We start from the raw sequence: 15,120 nt of genomic DNA on the forward strand, positions 1-15,120 counted from the left end.
TGCAGAATTAACGATTTTAATAAGTAATTTACTTTACAAATACATTCTAATTTATTAAATTCGCACGAACTATTATTTTCAATAATTATAACATCACTACCAACATGTCAAATATAGCTACATTGGAGATTGATGGCAAAAAATATGAGTTCCCTTTAGTCGTGGGAACCGAGAACGAGGTTGCCATTGATATTAAAAAATTGCGCGGAGAAACAGGCGCTATTACTCTTGATCCCGGGTATAAAAATACAGGAGCTTGCGAAAGTGAAATTACTTTCCTTAACGGTGAAGAAGGGATTCTTAGATACAGAGGGTATTCTATAGAGGATTTAGCATCAAAGTCTAATTTTATAGAAGTTTCATATTTACTTATTTTCGGTGAGCTTCCTACAGCTGCTGAGCTTGAAAAGTTTGAAAAAACAATTAAAAAGTATACGCTTGTAAATGAGGAGATGAAAAACATCATAGATGGTTTTCCTAAAACAGCACACCCTATGGGCGTGTTAGCTTCTTTAACAAGTGCTCTTACTGCTTTTAACCCTAAAGCAGTAGATGTAAGTAACGAGAAAGATATGTATGAGGCTATATGTAAAACTATAGCTAAGTTTCTTGTTATTGCTACATGGACGTACAGAAAAGCAATGGGTTACCCATTAAACTACTACGATAATGCACAAGGTTACGTAGAAAACTTTATGCAGTTAATGTTTGCTTTACCTACAGATAAGTATAAAGCAGACCCTGTAGTTGTAGGTGCGTTAGATAAGTTATTTATCCTTCATGCAGACCACGAGCAAAACTGTTCTACATCTACAGTACGTATGGTAGGTTCATCTCATGCTAGTCTTTTCGCTTCTATTTCAGCAGGTGTATCAGCACTTTGGGGACCACTACACGGTGGTGCAAACCAAGCGGTACTTGAAATGCTTGAAGAAATACAGAACAATGGCGGCGATGTTGAAAAATACATTGCAAAAGCAAAAGATAAAGACGATTCATTCCGTTTAATGGGCTTTGGTCACAGAGTATACAAAAACTTTGACCCAAGAGCAAAAATCATTAAAAAAGCTGCTGATGATGTATTAGGAGCATTAGGTGTTGAAGATCCAATACTTGATATTGCTAAGAAATTAGAGCAGGCAGCATTGGAGGATGAGTACTTCAAATCAAGAAACTTATATCCAAACGTAGACTTCTACTCAGGTATTATATACAGAGCTATGGGTATACCAACACAAATGTTTACAGTGTTGTTTGCTATAGGTCGTTTACCGGGCTGGATTGCACAATGGAAAGAAATGCGCTTAAGAAACGAGCCTATTGGTAGACCTAGACAAGTATATATAGGTGAAAACTTAAGAGATTTTAAAGCTATCAACGAGAGATAACAATAATTAACTCAGGTTATATCATTAATTTCCCGATTGTATATGCAATCGGGATTTTTTTATATTATTAAAAAACAGAATGTTTTATAGATAATTTTTAAACTATCTATACACAGAGTTAGTGTTATTTAAGGATACAATTTTCTATATTTGCTCAAAAGCTAAAAAAAGTATGTTACAACTAAATGTAAAAAACGAAACTTCACGTTTACGTTCAGTAATATTAGGAACAGCAGAAAGTAATGGACCGACACCACAGGAACATGAAGCTTATGACCCTAAGTCGTTAGAGCATATAAAAGCAGGAACATATCCTGTTGAGGCAGACATGATAAAAGAAATGGAAGCCGTTAATGAAGTTTTTAAAAAATATGATGTAGAGGTTTTCAGACCTGAAATTATAGAAGATTATAACCAGATTTTTACCAGAGATATTGGTTTTGTTATAGATGATACTTTTATAAAAGCAAATATATTACCTGAAAGAGAACGTGAACTGGATGCAATTCAGTATGTTTTAGATAAAATAAATCCTGCCAAAATAGTACGCCCGCCGGAAGAAGCACATATAGAAGGGGGAGATGTAATGCTTTGGGATGACCATATTTTTATAGGTACCTATAAAGGCAGTGATTATAAAGATTATATTACCGCACGTACTAACATACATGGCGTTAACTTTATAAAAGAATTATTTCCTCATAAAAAAGTAAAAGAATTCGACCTTGTAAAATCACGTATTGAACCAAGAGATAATGCACTGCACTTAGACTGTTGTTTTCAGCCTGTAGGTAAAGATAAAGGCGTAATTTATAAAAGTGGCTTTAGAGAAGAAGCAGATTATATGTATCTTGTAAACTTATTTGGTAAAGAAAACCTTTTCCATATAGAGCGTGAAGAAATGTATCATATGACTTCTAACTTCTTTTCTATAGATACAAATATTGTAATAATAGAAAAGAACTTCAAAAGGTTAAAAAACTGGCTTACAGAAAGAGGATTTACTGTAGAAGAGGTACCTTATGCAGAAATATCTAAACAGGAAGGTTTATTACGTTGTTCTACCCTACCTTTAATTAGGGACTAAATTTTATACAGATTAAAATGAAACAAAGTACTGATACTATATTAATGATACGCCCTGTATCATTCAGAATGAATGAACAAACAGCGGTAAACAACTATTATCAAAAAGTACTGAATAATACTTTACCCGAAACTGTAAATGTAAAAGCACAACAGGAATTTGACGCTTTTGTGGATAAACTAAAAGCAGTAGGAGTAAATGTAGTAGTAGTAGATGATACTAAAGGCCCGGATACACCGGATTCTATATTCCCGAATAACTGGGTATCTTTCCACATTAACGGAGACGTAGCTTTATACCCGATGTTTGCAGAAAACAGAAGAGGGGAGCGTAGGGAAGATATATTGGTAATGCTGGAAGATGAAGGTTTTATAATTGAAAATATAGTAGATTATACTGCTGCTGAAATAGATAATGTTTTCCTGGAAGGTACAGGTAGTATAGTTTTAGACAGAGTTAATGCTAAAGCCTATTGCGCTTTATCGCCACGAGCAGATGAAGAGCTATTAATAGAGTTTTGTGAAGACTTTGAATATTCGCCTATAATATTTGAAGCTTACCATAATGTAAACAATGAGCGTAAACATATATATCATACTAACGTAATGATGTGTGTGGGCGATACTTTTGCTGTTATTTGTGCAGATTGTATAGATGATAAAAAAGAACGCAAAGCAGTACTAAGCAGCCTGAAAGAAGATGGTAAAGAAATAATATTCTTAACCGAAGAGCAGCTTAACCATTTTGCAGGTAATATGTTACAGGTTACAGGTAGAGATAATAAAACTTATTTAGTAATGAGTAATTCCGCTTATGGTATTCTTACTAAACAACAAATTGAACAAATAGAAAAACACACCGAAATACTTACAGCAAATTTAGATACTATTGAAGCCTGTGGCGGAGGTAGTGCACGCTGTATGATGGCAGAAGTGTTTTTACCAAAACAGTAATTTTTTATTTATGCTGTCAAAGAAAACAAAATATGGGTTAAAGGCTCTTATCCACATTGCTAAAAATGGTGGAAAAGGGCCTGTACTTATATCCAGTATTTCGGAGAAGGAACGCATACCTAAAAAATTCTTAGAAGCGATACTGCTGGACCTTAAAAAATTTGGAATACTAGGTTCCAAAAAAGGAAAGGGTGGCGGATATTATCTTTTAAAAGAACCTAAGGACGTATCTATGGCTACGCTAATACGTGTTTTAGATGGTCCTATAGCAATGTTACCTTGTGTCAGCCTTAATTTTTACGAGCGTTGCGAAGATTGTCCTGATGAACAAATATGCGAGCTAAACCGCTTTATGGCTCAGGTTCGTGATAATACACTAACCCTTTTACGCCAAAAAACATTACATGATTTAGCCATGCTGTAAATTTTTTTCTATTAATAGTCTATAAAATCTATAGAGTATAAGTATATTTGAAAAAAATTAAAAATAACCCCACTATGCTGGACTTATTAAAAGAAAGAAAAAGCCTTTCAATAAAAGACAGTCCTAAAATATCTGCTATAAAAGCAGTTACATGGCGAATGGTAGGTACTATAGATACTATCGTTATTTCATACCTGCTTACGGGAAATGTAACCATAGCTTTTTCAATAGGAGGAGTTGAGGTTTTCTCTAAGATGGTACTGTATTTTTTACATGAAAGAGCTTGGGCAAGAATTACAAAGAAAGATGGAGAGTAATAAACTTGAGTATTTAAATAAAGCTATAGAAGGGCTACCGCTAAAGGAAGCTATAGCTTTTATTATAGAAAATTTTGAAGGCAAAAAAGTCTTCTCTACTTCTTTTGGTATAGAAGACCAATTGCTAACGCATTGTATAGCGCCCCATATTGATGAGGTTACGGTTTTTACTCTTGATACAGGCAGGCAGTTTAATGAAACGTATGAAGTATTCCAGAGAACATTAACTAAATATCCTCAACTGGATATTCAAACCTATTTTCCTGAAGAAGCAGATATAAAAGCTTACGTAAATAGTTGTGGTATAAATGGCTTTTATAATAGTATTGAAAACAGGAAAGAATGCTGTCGCATACGTAAAGTAAAACCATTGCAACGTGCTATAAAAGGAGCCGATTTATGGATAACAGGTTTGCGTGCAGAACAATCTGCTAACAGAGAGGAAATGCAGTTTTTAGAATGGGATGAAGCAAATCAACTCGTAAAATTCAACCCTTTACTGCACTATAGCTTAAAAGAAGTAGAAGCTGAGGTTGATTTATACAATATACCTGTAAACAGCCTGTATAAACAAGGTTATTTAAGCATAGGCTGTGCGCCTTGTACCCGTGCTTTAGCTGAAGGTGAAGATTTCAGAGCCGGACGCTGGTGGTGGGAAAACGGAAAAAAAGAGTGTGGTTTACACATTCATTCAGATAAAAATTATTGATAATGACAGCATATAAAGAATCACATTTACAAAGGCTGGAGGATGAGAGTATTTATATTATGCGTGAGGTAGTGTCACAATTCCGTAAACCGGTTTTGTTATTTTCAGGAGGTAAAGACTCTATAACATTGGCACGCTTGGCGCAAAAAGCATTCTACCCGGCAAAAATACCATTCCCTTTTTTACATATAGATACAGGACATAACTTCCCTGAAACCATAGCATTTCGTGACCAATTGGTAAAAGAATTGGGTGTGGAGCTTATTGTACGTTACGTACAGGATAGTATAGACCAGAATAAAGTACAGGAAGAAACAGGTAAATATGCCAGCCGTAATGCATTGCAAACGGTTACCCTGCTTGATGCAATAGAAGAATTTGGTTTTGATGCCTGTATGGGGGGTGCCCGCAGAGATGAAGAAAAATCAAGAGCGAAGGAAAGGATTTTTTCAGTTCGTGATGATTTCGGGCAGTGGGATGCCAAAAAGCAACGCCCTGAACTATTCAACATCTTAAATGGTAAAATTCAGTTTGGGGAGAATGTACGTGCTTTTCCTATTAGTAACTGGACAGAGGAAGATGTTTGGCACTATATAGCGCAGGAAGAAATAGGGTTGCCATCAATATACTTTGCACATAAGCGAAAACTGGTAAAGCGTGATGGTGCTTATTTAGCCTATTCGGATTTCCTGAATATTGTAGATACAGATGAAATTACAGAATCAACAGTGCGGTTCAGGACGGTAGGGGATATGACCTGTACGGCAGCCTTTGTATCAGAAGCTAATACTATTGACGAAATTGTATATGAAAACAAAGCCTCTAAATCTTCGGAGCGTGGTGCGCGTATGGATGATAAGCGTTCGGAAGCTGCGTTGGAAGAACGAAAGAAAGGAGGATATTTTTAATTGAATATGGAATTATTAAGAATAAATACTGCCGGTAGTGTAGATGATGGTAAGAGTACATTAATAGGTCGTTTTTTAAACGATAGTAATGCACTTACGGTAGAGCAGGAAGCACTTATAGCGAAGAAAACGAAAGAGAAAGGTATGCAGAACCTTGACTTTTCTGTGATAACCGATGGGCTTATTGCAGAAAGGGAGCAGGGTATTACTATTGATGTAGCGCATATTTATTTCTCGTCAGGGAAGCGAAAGTTTATTGTTGCTGATAGCCCCGGGCATGTAGAATACACACGAAACATGGTAACAGGTGCTTCAAACTCTGAGGTAGCTATTATTTTAATAGATGCCCGTAAAGGGATATTGGAACAAACACACAGGCACTATTTCATCAGTAATATGTTACAGATGAAGGCTGTAGTTTTCTGTATTAATAAAATGGACTTGGTTGACTATAGTGAGGATGTATTTTTAAAAATAGCTGCTGATATAAATAAAATGACAGCGCAGTTTGAAACTACTCCTGATGTTTATGTATTACCTATTAGTTCCTTAAAAGGGGATAATGTAGTAAATCAATCAAAAGAAATGGATTGGTATCAGGGAGAAACACTTTCTCAAATCCTACATACCATAAAAACAGGAGAGATAAGCAGTAATATTTTCCGTTTTGATGTGCAGCAGGTATTGCATGTGCAAAATGATGAGTTTGTTGATTACAGAGCCTATGCCGGGAAAGTAATTAGCGGGAGTTTAAATGTAGGCGATACCGTAATGGTATTACCATCCGGTAAGCAAAGCGAAGTTAAAGAGATTAGAAAGTTTACTGATACATTAAATGCTGTACAAGCAGGCGAGTCTGTTCAGGTACGGTTAAAAGATGATATAGATATCAGTAGAGGAATGATGCTAGTGAAGCAACCAGATGATAACTTATTTGCTAAAGATATAAAGGCAAAATTAGTTTGGATGGATGAAAAACCGGCTACTCCGGGTGCTAAATACATAGTACAGGCAGGTACACGTACCACACAATGCAAACTGCAAACTATAGAAGCGATTATACCGCCTGAAAACCCAAGTGATTTACAGGATGCGAATCAATTGCTCTTAAATGATATTGCATTGGTAGCTATTAAAACGGGTGCACCTGTTTTTCTGGATGCTTTTAAGGAAAACAGAGCGAATGGTGCCTTTATTTTAATAGACCCTATGACTAATAATACTGTTGCGGCAGGATTTTTAGAACGATAATAACTTTTGTAGAGAGAAGTTAGAGATTAGTTTTATGTAGAGAAAAACCACCTGAAAAGGTGGTTTTTTATTTCTTGATTATTTTCGGACTGTTATTTTACCTAAATAGATATTTTGTACTTTTCGCACAACTTCTCCAAATTTTTTATCTTCTTTTATAACTGTAATAATTTGCTCCAGTTCTAATTTCGTAGAGTTATTTATAACCAAAGTATAGTTTACCAGCCATTTTTGAAGATAACTGTTTTGTTCTATGGGAGTAGTTTCAATATTAATGACTTGAAAACTATATTCTTCTTTTTGGTTAACAGCACTTTTTAATAGTTGAGGTATAGCAACACTCCCTTTATTATCGCCGAATATATTATATACTAACGTTTCGGGGTTTTTATATAATTTTAAAATTTCATTGGCAGTATGCGCTTTCATTTCCTCATTAAGAGTAGGGTTTGTAAGTAACTCTAAGTAGTTATAAAACTCTATAACCTTATCTTCCGCTTTACGGGAATAGGCCTCCATTGTTTTAGCCGAAAGGCTTTTTGTTTTGCTGGGTAAACTTTGTCCCATACAACAAAAGCTTATTAGTAATACGGTTATTGTGATATACTTTTTCATTATTCTTTTTGCATGTATTTAAGTGAAATAATTTTGCCCTCTTTATACTCAATATCAATTACCTCCATTTGTTTAACCAGTTTAGAAGGGGTGGTTATTTTATCTATAAACTCCTGTTTATTTAAAAACTCAACGCCAATATCCTCAAACATTACTTCTTGTATTATGGCGTTATCACTTAGTATTTCATTTAGCTGTTTTCGTCTTTTATTCCAGCCTTCAACATTTGCGTTCATATAAGCACGCAGCATCATAGCGTAATCATCAGGCTGTAAATCATACTCAAAGCTGGTTTTATTTTTATTAAAAACTACTTTTAAAGTATCTGTTTTATAATAGGGGCTTTCCGCTATAAGGGTAACAGTATCTTTTTCACTTTTTATGATAAAGCAACTATCTTTTTGATCTAGTTTTTCCTTAGTGTTATTTTCTGATTTATATAAAGTAACCCTTTCTTCAGTAATAATTTTTTGAGTGTATTTATCTTTTAAGCAAACAGTAACTTCATGCTCCGTATTTATGTTATAACCTATGCTGATTACAACAGCTAAAAAAAGTACACTTATGCTCATATATATAATATTCCTGAGTTTATTATTTTTCTTTTCAGGCTTTACGTTAACAGTTTTAGTTTGCGGACTGCCCTGTTTGTATACAAACTCTTCCCAACCTGAATAACCTACCCAACAACTAAAAATATTAAGCATATCTTTTCTGGGTAGCTTTTCATTTTTTACAGGTTTCAGATGTGTGTACACCCATTTTTCACTTACTCTTTCTTTACATTCTGTTTCAATTAAATCGATTAACTGTGCAATCTCCTGATTACCGAAATCATGTAATCCACCGGCAAAATAAGGGTAATGCTGCCGATACTTTTCCAGTATTTTTTGCTTCAGTAAATAAAAGAGTTCTATGTTATTCATTAGTTACGTCAAACTTAGTAATAGCAGCTAAAAATGCTGCTGTAAAACCACTGTAAAACTACTGAAAATAATTTACAGCCTGTGTACCTGTGTTTTACTATACCTAAAAAAGGGCTAAAAATAACTTTGCTCAAAATTTAAAACGTAGAAAAATGAAAACTATCAAAAGTAGTATTGCCTTAGCATTTTGTTTAGCAAATTTATTTAGTGCAAATGCGCAGGAAATGGGTAATGTAAATTACGGAAGTAATCGTTACCAAAATCAAAACCAACGTATGAACTCTATAGCATCAAACAACGAAAACTATATGAGTTTTACTGTAAGAGGGATTTACAACCAGAAACCCGCGGGCTATGCGGCAACTTTTGCGATAGTGCAGGTGGGTACTTCGGTGGAGGAAGTTAATGCATTGATGAATGAAAAAATTGATGCTATAAAAGAGAAGATTAAAGCGGTTGACCCTGAAATTGAAGTAATAACTGATATGATCTCCTTTGTACCTAAATATGAGTATGAGGTAACCAAAAAGCTATTCAGTAAAAAAACATATAACGAAAAACCGGCAGGGTTTGAGCTAAAAAAGAACCTTATTATTAAATATAAAAAGCGGGTTTTAGATGAAATAATGACAGCTTGTGCCGAACAGGAAATTTATGATTTAGTAAAAGTAGATTATATAATAACGAATCTTGAAAGCATAAGAGAAAAACTGGAAACTAAAATGATGACAGCGTTTGAAACTAAAATGAACTACTATTCAAAACTTTCAGGAATTGATTTAAAATCGAAACCCAGAAATGTAAGCGAAAGTTATAATTTAATGTATCCTACTGAGAGTTATAGTAGTTATTCAGCATTTTCACGTACACAATTACCTTATGAAAAAAACAGGGTGGTAAATAATACCGAAAAGAATGTAAGTTATTACTATAATCCTGTAGTGCCTAAAAACCATACGTTTGTGGTAAACCCCGAAGTTATAGAGCCATGTGTACAGGTGTTTTATGATTTTACAATAACTATTGATCTCAGGAAGCCTGAAAAAGAAGTGAAAACCGAAACTAAAACTATAGAAAAGAAAAGTGTATTTATTATTACCCACGACGGCGATGTAAAGCCTTTACAGTTTTAAAAACGGGGAACAAGAGCATTTTAGTTAAAATCTATTGCCTGTATAATGTTTACAATAGAACTGCTTATGTATTCTATACCAATAGCAATAACTATAAAACCTATAATACGCGAAATAGCTACAATTCCCGAAGCACCTAATATGCGAGACAGGTAATGTGCACTTCGCATTACTAAAAATATTACTACAGCTACGGCAGCCATTGCAAGGCAGGCCATAGTTTGCTGGGTAATAGTAGAATATTCTTCGTAAAGTGCAATAAGTAATGATATTGACCCAGGTCCTGCAAGCATGGGTATTGCAAGTGGGGTAAGGGCAATGTCATTTCTTTTTTGTGCATCGCTTTCTACCTGCTTATTAATACCTCTAGTTTTATTGAATTTGCCTGTAAGTAGTGAAAAACCTGAGTTTACAATAATAAGCCCGCCTGCAATTCTGAGAGCATCTATACTAATGCCGAAAAAAGCCAGTACATAGCGACCTATAAAAAAAGAGATAAGGAGTATTATAAAAACATTTACAGCAGCCCAAAAAGAAATGCGTGACCTTTCTGCTTTTGAGTCTTCCTGAGTAAGCCCTACAAAAATAGGCACAGCACCTAAAGGGTTTATTACCGAGAATAATGCTGCAAAAATGTATATAAATAACTCCATTAACTAGTGTTGAATTGCAAATATATTTAATTAAAAAGTAAAAAAGGTATAATTACCAACATGATTATGTTTACGAATTTATAAATGTGTATTTTATTTTTTGTAAAAATTATCCTTAAATAATCGGTATAATATAAAAATATAGTTAAAAAATTGTTTAAATTTGTTATGGGAGCTGTTTGAAAGATGTGAAAAAGGGAATTAAAGCTGAATAATAACAATTTTTATAATTTTAATATAAGAGCATTATGAAGAAACTTTTACTCCTTTTACCTGTATTACTCCTTTTTTCGTGTACTAAAACAGTAATGTACACCAAAACATTTAACGATTTTCAGGATAACCGCTGGTCTAAAACCGACATTAAAGTGTTTGATTTTGATATCAAAAAAGATATAGAATCGGCAGATATTTCTTTTATTTTTACTCATACAATAGACCCTCAGTATAAAAATGTTCACATGGAACTTGTAATAAAATATCCTGATGGAAAGAGTTATAATATTTCTCTAAACCCTCAGTTAAAAGATGACTCAGGAAATAGTTATTCGGATTGCGGAGAGAATTATTGTGAAGTTAAAATGAATGTAAAGCAGGATATGAAAATGCCTGCAGGTAAATATGAAATAACTTTGGAAAATAAATATGATGAAGATTACCTTCCTAATGTTAACAGTTTAGGTATAACCGTAGAGAGTGATGATTAATACTAAATTAATAAACTTAAAAAGACAGCTTTTAAAGCTGTCTTTTTTGCTTTAAGCTATTTGGTTAAATTATTATATTAGCGATTATGAAGTTTATCCAACTATTAATTTGTGTTCTGTTTTGTATTTCAGGAGCATATTCTCAAATATTGTCGGGGTATGTATATGATAAAAAAGAAAACATACCGCTTCAAGGTGCTTTTGTGTATTTAGATGGTACGACAATTTCAGCAAGTACAGATTCATTAGGGTATTTCAGTATTACGGTAAAAGAAAAGTTTAATACTGACCTTATAGTTAGCTATATTGGTTATAGCAACTTTACGGTTAGTAACCCTTTTCAGTATACAAAACCTATGAAAATATTAATGCAGGAAGCAGTAACTAAGCTTGATGGGTTAGTTATTAGTAAGGAGAAAAGCCCTTTTTCCCGTGAAGATATGCTTGAAGTATTTAAGGAGAATTTTTTGGGTAATTCAAGAGCAGCCCAATCATGCCAGATAGCGAATGAAGATGTAATAGCGTTTTATTTTGATAAAGAAACTAATATTCTTTACGCTAAATCGTATGAACCGTTACAGATAAGAAATAATTACCTGAAATATAATGTGCTGTTTAACCTGACCAATTTTGGGGTAAAATATACTAAAGTAACGCTTGACAGGCGTTACCAGCAAGCGGTATATTTTGCCGGAACCAGTTTTTATAAAGATATATCCGGAAGCACTTCTGCATACAAGGAAAGGAGGGCTTCTTATCTTGGATCGATAACTCATTTAATGAGAACCTTGGCTGCTGATAAATGGGAAGATGAGAAATTCGGACTTTATGTAAACGGCATGAAGGCAGACCCGAAAGAATATTTTAAAATAAAGGATACACTGGGGGTAAAAAAAATAACCGTATTACAGGGGGTAGAAAAAGCCAAACCATTAAATATTAATGTTTCCGGTGAAAGCGTTAATGATTTAAAAGAGAAACAAAAACGATACCGTAAAAGGCAGGGAGTAATATACTTTACGGTAGTTTACGATGGTAAAGAATCATATTTTACTTGCCCTAAAGGTGTTTTTTATATAGATAATAACGGGCAGTATTTCCCCATATCTAATGTACGTTTTGAAGGATATATGTCAGAGTTTAAAGCAGGCGATATGTTGCCAGCTGATTATAGTTACAGGTTTTAAAGTGTTATTGTTACCTTAAAGTGAAAAGACCTGCCAATGGCTTTTTGTAAATTTGATTATAAAATAAACGATTATGAGCAAATCAAAAAAAACATTGGTTATGGGGGCATCTACTGTTCCTACCCGATATGCATATAAAGCTATGAAAATGTTACAGCGATACAATCACCCTGTGGTTGCTGTAGGTAAGAAAGAAGATGAGCTGGACGGTATTAAAATACATAAAGGCGAAGCTGATTTTGATGAGGTAGACACGGTTACACTTTACCTGAACCCGATGAACCAGAAGCCTTACTATGATTATATAGTAGACTTAAAACCTAAACGAGTGATTTTTAACCCGGGTACAGAGAATCCTGAACTTTATGCTTTACTTAAGGAAAATAATATAGAAGTAGAAGTTGGCTGTACTTTAGTTATGCTTTCAGTAAATCAGTATTAGCAACTTTCTTTTTGCTGATACAAATTAGTAAAATAAAAGTAATAAGTCCGTTTACAATAATAAGCTCGTTGTCAAAAACGTAATCTCCAAATAGTACAGAAGAGTTCATGCTGATTAAAAGTGTTATAAAAGGAGATAGTAGGCATATTACCGGTACGGCTTTGTCATATACTGTTTTACTTTTCATAATAAGCCCGAAAGCATATAAGCCAAGTAATGGGCCGTATGTATAGGATGCAACTTTGAAAATCATACTTACTACCGAAGCATCATTTATAGCATTAAAAATTATTACTACTATAAACAGTAAGAAAGAGAACATAACATGTATGAGGTAGCGTGTGCGAATACTTTTTGTTGTATGCTCTTTTTTATCCATTTCTAAAAAATCCACACAAAAAGAAGTAGTAAGTGCTGTAAGTGCAGAGTCCGTCGTGGAGAAAGTTGCTGCCGTTAATCCCAGTAAAAATATTATAGCCGGTATCATAGCAAAATGATTAAAAGCTATTTCAGGGAAAAGTAAATCAGTTCGGGTAGCACCATTCTCTATAGGTACACTTATACCGTATTGTTCAGCGTAAATATATAATAGCGCACCTACACTAAGAAATATAAGGTTTACTACTACAAATGTACCTGTAAACGAAAACATGTTTTTTTGCGCTTCTTTTATGTTTTTACAACTGAGGTTTTTTTGCATCAGGTCTTGGTCAAGACCAACCATAGCTATTGTTACAAAAATTCCGCCCAGTATTTGTTTTATAAAATGGTAACGGCTACCTATAAAATCCTCAAAGAAAAATATTTTAGAATAACTACTGTTTTTTACGGTTTCAAAAGCTTCTGTAAAGCCAAGATTTAAACTGTTGCAGATAAAGATTATAGTAAAAATAACAGCAGTAAGCAGGAAAAATGTTTGTAAGGTATCGGTAATAATAATTGTTTTAAGTCCGCTCCTATAGGTATATGCAAAAATTAGTAATAAGGATATGAGCACAGTAGCCCAAAATGGTACACTAAAAGCATCAAAAACATAGCGTTGCAATACTATAACAACCAAATAAAGCCTGAATGCAGAGCCTATAGTACGGCTTATTATAAATATTAAAGCAGCGGTTTTATAGCTGTAATAACCAAGTCTGTCTTCTATATACCCATATATAGATGTTAAGTTCAACCTGTAATATACAGGGAGTAGTACCTTAGCAATAATTATAAAACCTATAGCATTACCCAGCACAAACTGAAAGTACTTAAACTGCTCTCCGTTTGGTGATCCTACCTCTCCGGGTACTGATATAAAGGTAACCCCCGAAAGGGCTGTCCCAATCATACCGAAGGCAACCAGATACCATTTGGAATTTTTATTGGCTTTAAAAAAAGCATCATTCCCACTATCCTTGTTACTTATAAGTCGGGAAATTAAAATAAGCAAACCAAAATAGGCTGCTATTATAATTAAAATGGTTATAGGTTGCATGTTAAGCTAAGTTTAACTACAAAGCAAATGAAAAAATCGTCAAAAAGCTATAAAGTGTAAATAAATTGTAGGCATTGTATAACAATACTGATTATTACGTTTACTAAATTTGCGAGATATGGAAATGTCGTCAAAACTATTACAAAAGGCAGTAGAAGAAATTTCACAACTTCCGGGAATAGGTAAGCGCACTGCATTACGGTTAGCTTTACATTTGTTAAAACAACCACAGGAGCAATCTTTACATTTAGCCGAGGCTATAAAGAAAATGAGAGAGGAAATTCAGTTTTGCAGAAAATGTCACAATATATCAGATGTTGAGGTTTGTGAGATATGTGCCAACCCCTCTCGAGATGAATCCTTAATTTGCGTTGTGGAAGATGTAAGGGATGTAATGGCTATAGAGAATACAGGACTGTTTAAAGGTTTATATCATGTGTTGGGGGGTAAAATATCACCAATAGACGGTATTGGTCCCGGTCAGTTAAATATAACGACATTAGTAGAAAAAGTAAGGACAGGAGTAGTTAAAGAACTGATTTTTGCCCTTAGCCCAACTATGGAAGGAGATACTACTAACTTTTATATTTATAAACAAATAAAAGGTAGTGATGTAGTGACATCTACTATAGCAAGAGGGATAGCAGTAGGAGATGAGCTTGAGTTTGCTGATGAGGTAACGCTGGGAAGGAGTATAATGCATAGGGTACCGTTTGAAAGTTCATTAAAAAATAATTAACCCGAAATGCAGGCTCTGTTAATAGACTACTGTTTCAGGTGCTTTTTTTATTAATAATTAAATGAGTAATACTGTAAGAATAGTCATGATTAATAAACGGTTTTTAAGTGAAAAACTTAAAAACAATTAATTGTTATTGAATTATTTAAAAAACTTCTAAGTATTACTATAAATAATATTGTGTTAAAGTTTAAGTATATA

General features: G+C 33.9%; 17 protein-coding genes. 13 read left to right on the forward strand and 4 right to left on the reverse strand.

Translation table 11 applies throughout. The features are described from left to right. The first annotated feature begins 104 nt into the window (after positions 1-104). From IEW45_RS04940 to IEW45_RS04975, 8 genes are all read left to right on the forward strand, one after another. Complete coding sequence (locus IEW45_RS04940) at positions 105-1,388, forward strand: citrate synthase (RefSeq protein WP_188620118.1); 1,284 nt, start codon at positions 105-107, stop codon at positions 1,386-1,388. Positions 1,389-1,560: 172 nt separating this feature from the next. Continuing rightward, on the forward strand, positions 1,561-2,475 hold the full coding sequence (locus tag IEW45_RS04945; protein ID WP_188620119.1) for a dimethylarginine dimethylaminohydrolase family protein: 915 nt from the start codon (positions 1,561-1,563) through the stop codon (positions 2,473-2,475). Positions 2,476-2,492: 17 nt separating this feature from the next. Continuing rightward, positions 2,493-3,428: a citrulline utilization hydrolase CtlX gene (ctlX, locus tag IEW45_RS04950; RefSeq protein WP_188620120.1), complete on the forward strand. Its 936-nt coding sequence runs from the start codon at positions 2,493-2,495 to the stop codon at positions 3,426-3,428. 10 nt (positions 3,429-3,438) lie between these two features. Further along, a complete protein-coding gene (locus IEW45_RS04955; protein ID WP_188620121.1) occupies positions 3,439-3,852 on the forward strand; it encodes an RrF2 family transcriptional regulator in 414 nt (137 codons plus the stop codon). Positions 3,853-3,926: 74 nt separating this feature from the next. Next, positions 3,927-4,169 carry a DUF2061 domain-containing protein gene (locus IEW45_RS04960; protein WP_188620122.1) on the forward strand — a complete coding sequence of 81 codons (243 nt, stop codon included), beginning with the start codon at positions 3,927-3,929 and terminating at the stop codon, positions 4,167-4,169. Further along, positions 4,159-4,878, forward strand: coding sequence for a phosphoadenylyl-sulfate reductase (locus IEW45_RS04965; RefSeq protein WP_188620123.1), 720 nt, complete (start codon positions 4,159-4,161; stop codon positions 4,876-4,878). The genes IEW45_RS04960 and IEW45_RS04965 overlap by 11 nt, the downstream gene beginning before the upstream one ends. A gap of 2 nt (positions 4,879-4,880) precedes the next feature. Continuing rightward, positions 4,881-5,786, forward strand: a complete 906-nt coding sequence (gene cysD, locus IEW45_RS04970) for a sulfate adenylyltransferase subunit CysD (protein WP_188620124.1) — start codon at positions 4,881-4,883, stop codon at positions 5,784-5,786. A gap of 6 nt (positions 5,787-5,792) precedes the next feature. Continuing rightward, entirely contained in the window at positions 5,793-7,037 is a 1,245-nt protein-coding gene (locus IEW45_RS04975; RefSeq protein WP_188620125.1) for a sulfate adenylyltransferase subunit 1, read from the forward strand. Between the two features lie 78 nt (positions 7,038-7,115). Here the strand turns inward: IEW45_RS04975 and IEW45_RS04980 are convergent, their stop codons facing one another. Together IEW45_RS04980 and IEW45_RS04985 are read right to left on the reverse strand one after the other, a co-directional pair. Further along, entirely contained in the window at positions 7,116-7,604 is a 489-nt protein-coding gene (locus IEW45_RS04980) for a hypothetical protein (protein ID WP_229665893.1), read from the reverse strand. 47 nt (positions 7,605-7,651) lie between these two features. Next, on the reverse strand, positions 7,652-8,578 hold the full coding sequence (locus IEW45_RS04985; RefSeq protein ID WP_188620127.1) for a hypothetical protein: 927 nt from the start codon (positions 8,576-8,578) through the stop codon (positions 7,652-7,654). Between the two features lie 152 nt (positions 8,579-8,730). Here IEW45_RS04985 and IEW45_RS04990 point away from each other — a divergent pair, with 152 nt between their 5' ends. Next, positions 8,731-9,711, forward strand: coding sequence for an SIMPL domain-containing protein (locus IEW45_RS04990; RefSeq protein WP_188620128.1), 981 nt, complete (start codon positions 8,731-8,733; stop codon positions 9,709-9,711). 20 nt (positions 9,712-9,731) lie between these two features. Here the strand turns inward: IEW45_RS04990 and IEW45_RS04995 are convergent, their stop codons facing one another. Then, positions 9,732-10,364 (reverse strand): MarC family NAAT transporter, encoded by a 633-nt coding sequence (locus IEW45_RS04995; protein ID WP_188620129.1) that lies wholly within the window; start codon positions 10,362-10,364, stop codon positions 9,732-9,734. A 248-nt stretch (positions 10,365-10,612) separates the two neighbouring features. Here IEW45_RS04995 and IEW45_RS05000 point away from each other — a divergent pair, with 248 nt between their 5' ends. From IEW45_RS05000 to IEW45_RS05010, 3 genes are all read left to right on the forward strand, one after another. Then, positions 10,613-11,071, forward strand: a complete 459-nt coding sequence (locus tag IEW45_RS05000; RefSeq protein ID WP_188620130.1) for a gliding motility lipoprotein GldH family protein — start codon at positions 10,613-10,615, stop codon at positions 11,069-11,071. 86 nt (positions 11,072-11,157) lie between these two features. Further along, positions 11,158-12,258 (forward strand): carboxypeptidase-like regulatory domain-containing protein, encoded by a 1,101-nt coding sequence (locus tag IEW45_RS05005; RefSeq protein WP_188620131.1) that lies wholly within the window; start codon positions 11,158-11,160, stop codon positions 12,256-12,258. Positions 12,259-12,331: 73 nt separating this feature from the next. Next, positions 12,332-12,700 carry a CoA-binding protein gene (locus IEW45_RS05010; protein ID WP_188620132.1) on the forward strand — a complete coding sequence of 123 codons (369 nt, stop codon included), beginning with the start codon at positions 12,332-12,334 and terminating at the stop codon, positions 12,698-12,700. Here the strand turns inward: IEW45_RS05010 and IEW45_RS05015 are convergent. Next, a complete protein-coding gene (locus IEW45_RS05015) occupies positions 12,675-14,180 on the reverse strand; it encodes a sodium:solute symporter (RefSeq protein ID WP_188620133.1) in 1,506 nt (501 codons plus the stop codon). The genes IEW45_RS05010 and IEW45_RS05015 overlap by 26 nt on opposite strands. 118 nt (positions 14,181-14,298) lie before the next feature. Between IEW45_RS05015 and recR the strand changes: the two genes are divergently transcribed. Further along, a complete protein-coding gene (recR, locus tag IEW45_RS05020; RefSeq protein WP_188620134.1) occupies positions 14,299-14,919 on the forward strand; it encodes a recombination mediator RecR in 621 nt (206 codons plus the stop codon). Positions 14,920-15,120: the final 201 nt, after the last annotated feature.

Origin of the sequence: Flavobacterium suaedae (genome assembly GCF_014642915.1) — a bacterium.
GTDB lineage: Bacteria > Bacteroidota > Bacteroidia > Flavobacteriales > Flavobacteriaceae > Flavobacterium > Flavobacterium suaedae.

Coding starts and splice junctions, on each gene's coding strand:
- IEW45_RS04965 (WP_188620123.1), top strand. CDS start 4,159: ATGGAGAGTAATAAACTTGAGTATTTAAATAAAGCTATAGAAGGGCTA.
- IEW45_RS05010 (WP_188620132.1), top strand. CDS start 12,332: ATGAGCAAATCAAAAAAAACATTGGTTATGGGGGCATCTACTGTTCCT.
- IEW45_RS04975 (WP_188620125.1), top strand. CDS start 5,793: ATGGAATTATTAAGAATAAATACTGCCGGTAGTGTAGATGATGGTAAG.
- recR (WP_188620134.1), top strand. CDS start 14,299: ATGGAAATGTCGTCAAAACTATTACAAAAGGCAGTAGAAGAAATTTCA.
- IEW45_RS04960 (WP_188620122.1), top strand. CDS start 3,927: ATGCTGGACTTATTAAAAGAAAGAAAAAGCCTTTCAATAAAAGACAGT.
- IEW45_RS05000 (WP_188620130.1), top strand. CDS start 10,613: ATGAAGAAACTTTTACTCCTTTTACCTGTATTACTCCTTTTTTCGTGT.
- IEW45_RS04980 (WP_229665893.1), bottom strand. CDS start 7,604: ATGGGACAAAGTTTACCCAGCAAAACAAAAAGCCTTTCGGCTAAAACA.
- ctlX (WP_188620120.1), top strand. CDS start 2,493: ATGAAACAAAGTACTGATACTATATTAATGATACGCCCTGTATCATTC.
- IEW45_RS05015 (WP_188620133.1), bottom strand. CDS start 14,180: ATGCAACCTATAACCATTTTAATTATAATAGCAGCCTATTTTGGTTTG.
- IEW45_RS04955 (WP_188620121.1), top strand. CDS start 3,439: ATGCTGTCAAAGAAAACAAAATATGGGTTAAAGGCTCTTATCCACATT.
- IEW45_RS04985 (WP_188620127.1), bottom strand. CDS start 8,578: ATGAATAACATAGAACTCTTTTATTTACTGAAGCAAAAAATACTGGAA.
- cysD (WP_188620124.1), top strand. CDS start 4,881: ATGACAGCATATAAAGAATCACATTTACAAAGGCTGGAGGATGAGAGT.
- IEW45_RS04990 (WP_188620128.1), top strand. CDS start 8,731: ATGAAAACTATCAAAAGTAGTATTGCCTTAGCATTTTGTTTAGCAAAT.
- IEW45_RS04995 (WP_188620129.1), bottom strand. CDS start 10,364: ATGGAGTTATTTATATACATTTTTGCAGCATTATTCTCGGTAATAAAC.
- IEW45_RS05005 (WP_188620131.1), top strand. CDS start 11,158: ATGAAGTTTATCCAACTATTAATTTGTGTTCTGTTTTGTATTTCAGGA.
- IEW45_RS04945 (WP_188620119.1), top strand. CDS start 1,561: ATGTTACAACTAAATGTAAAAAACGAAACTTCACGTTTACGTTCAGTA.
- IEW45_RS04940 (WP_188620118.1), top strand. CDS start 105: ATGTCAAATATAGCTACATTGGAGATTGATGGCAAAAAATATGAGTTC.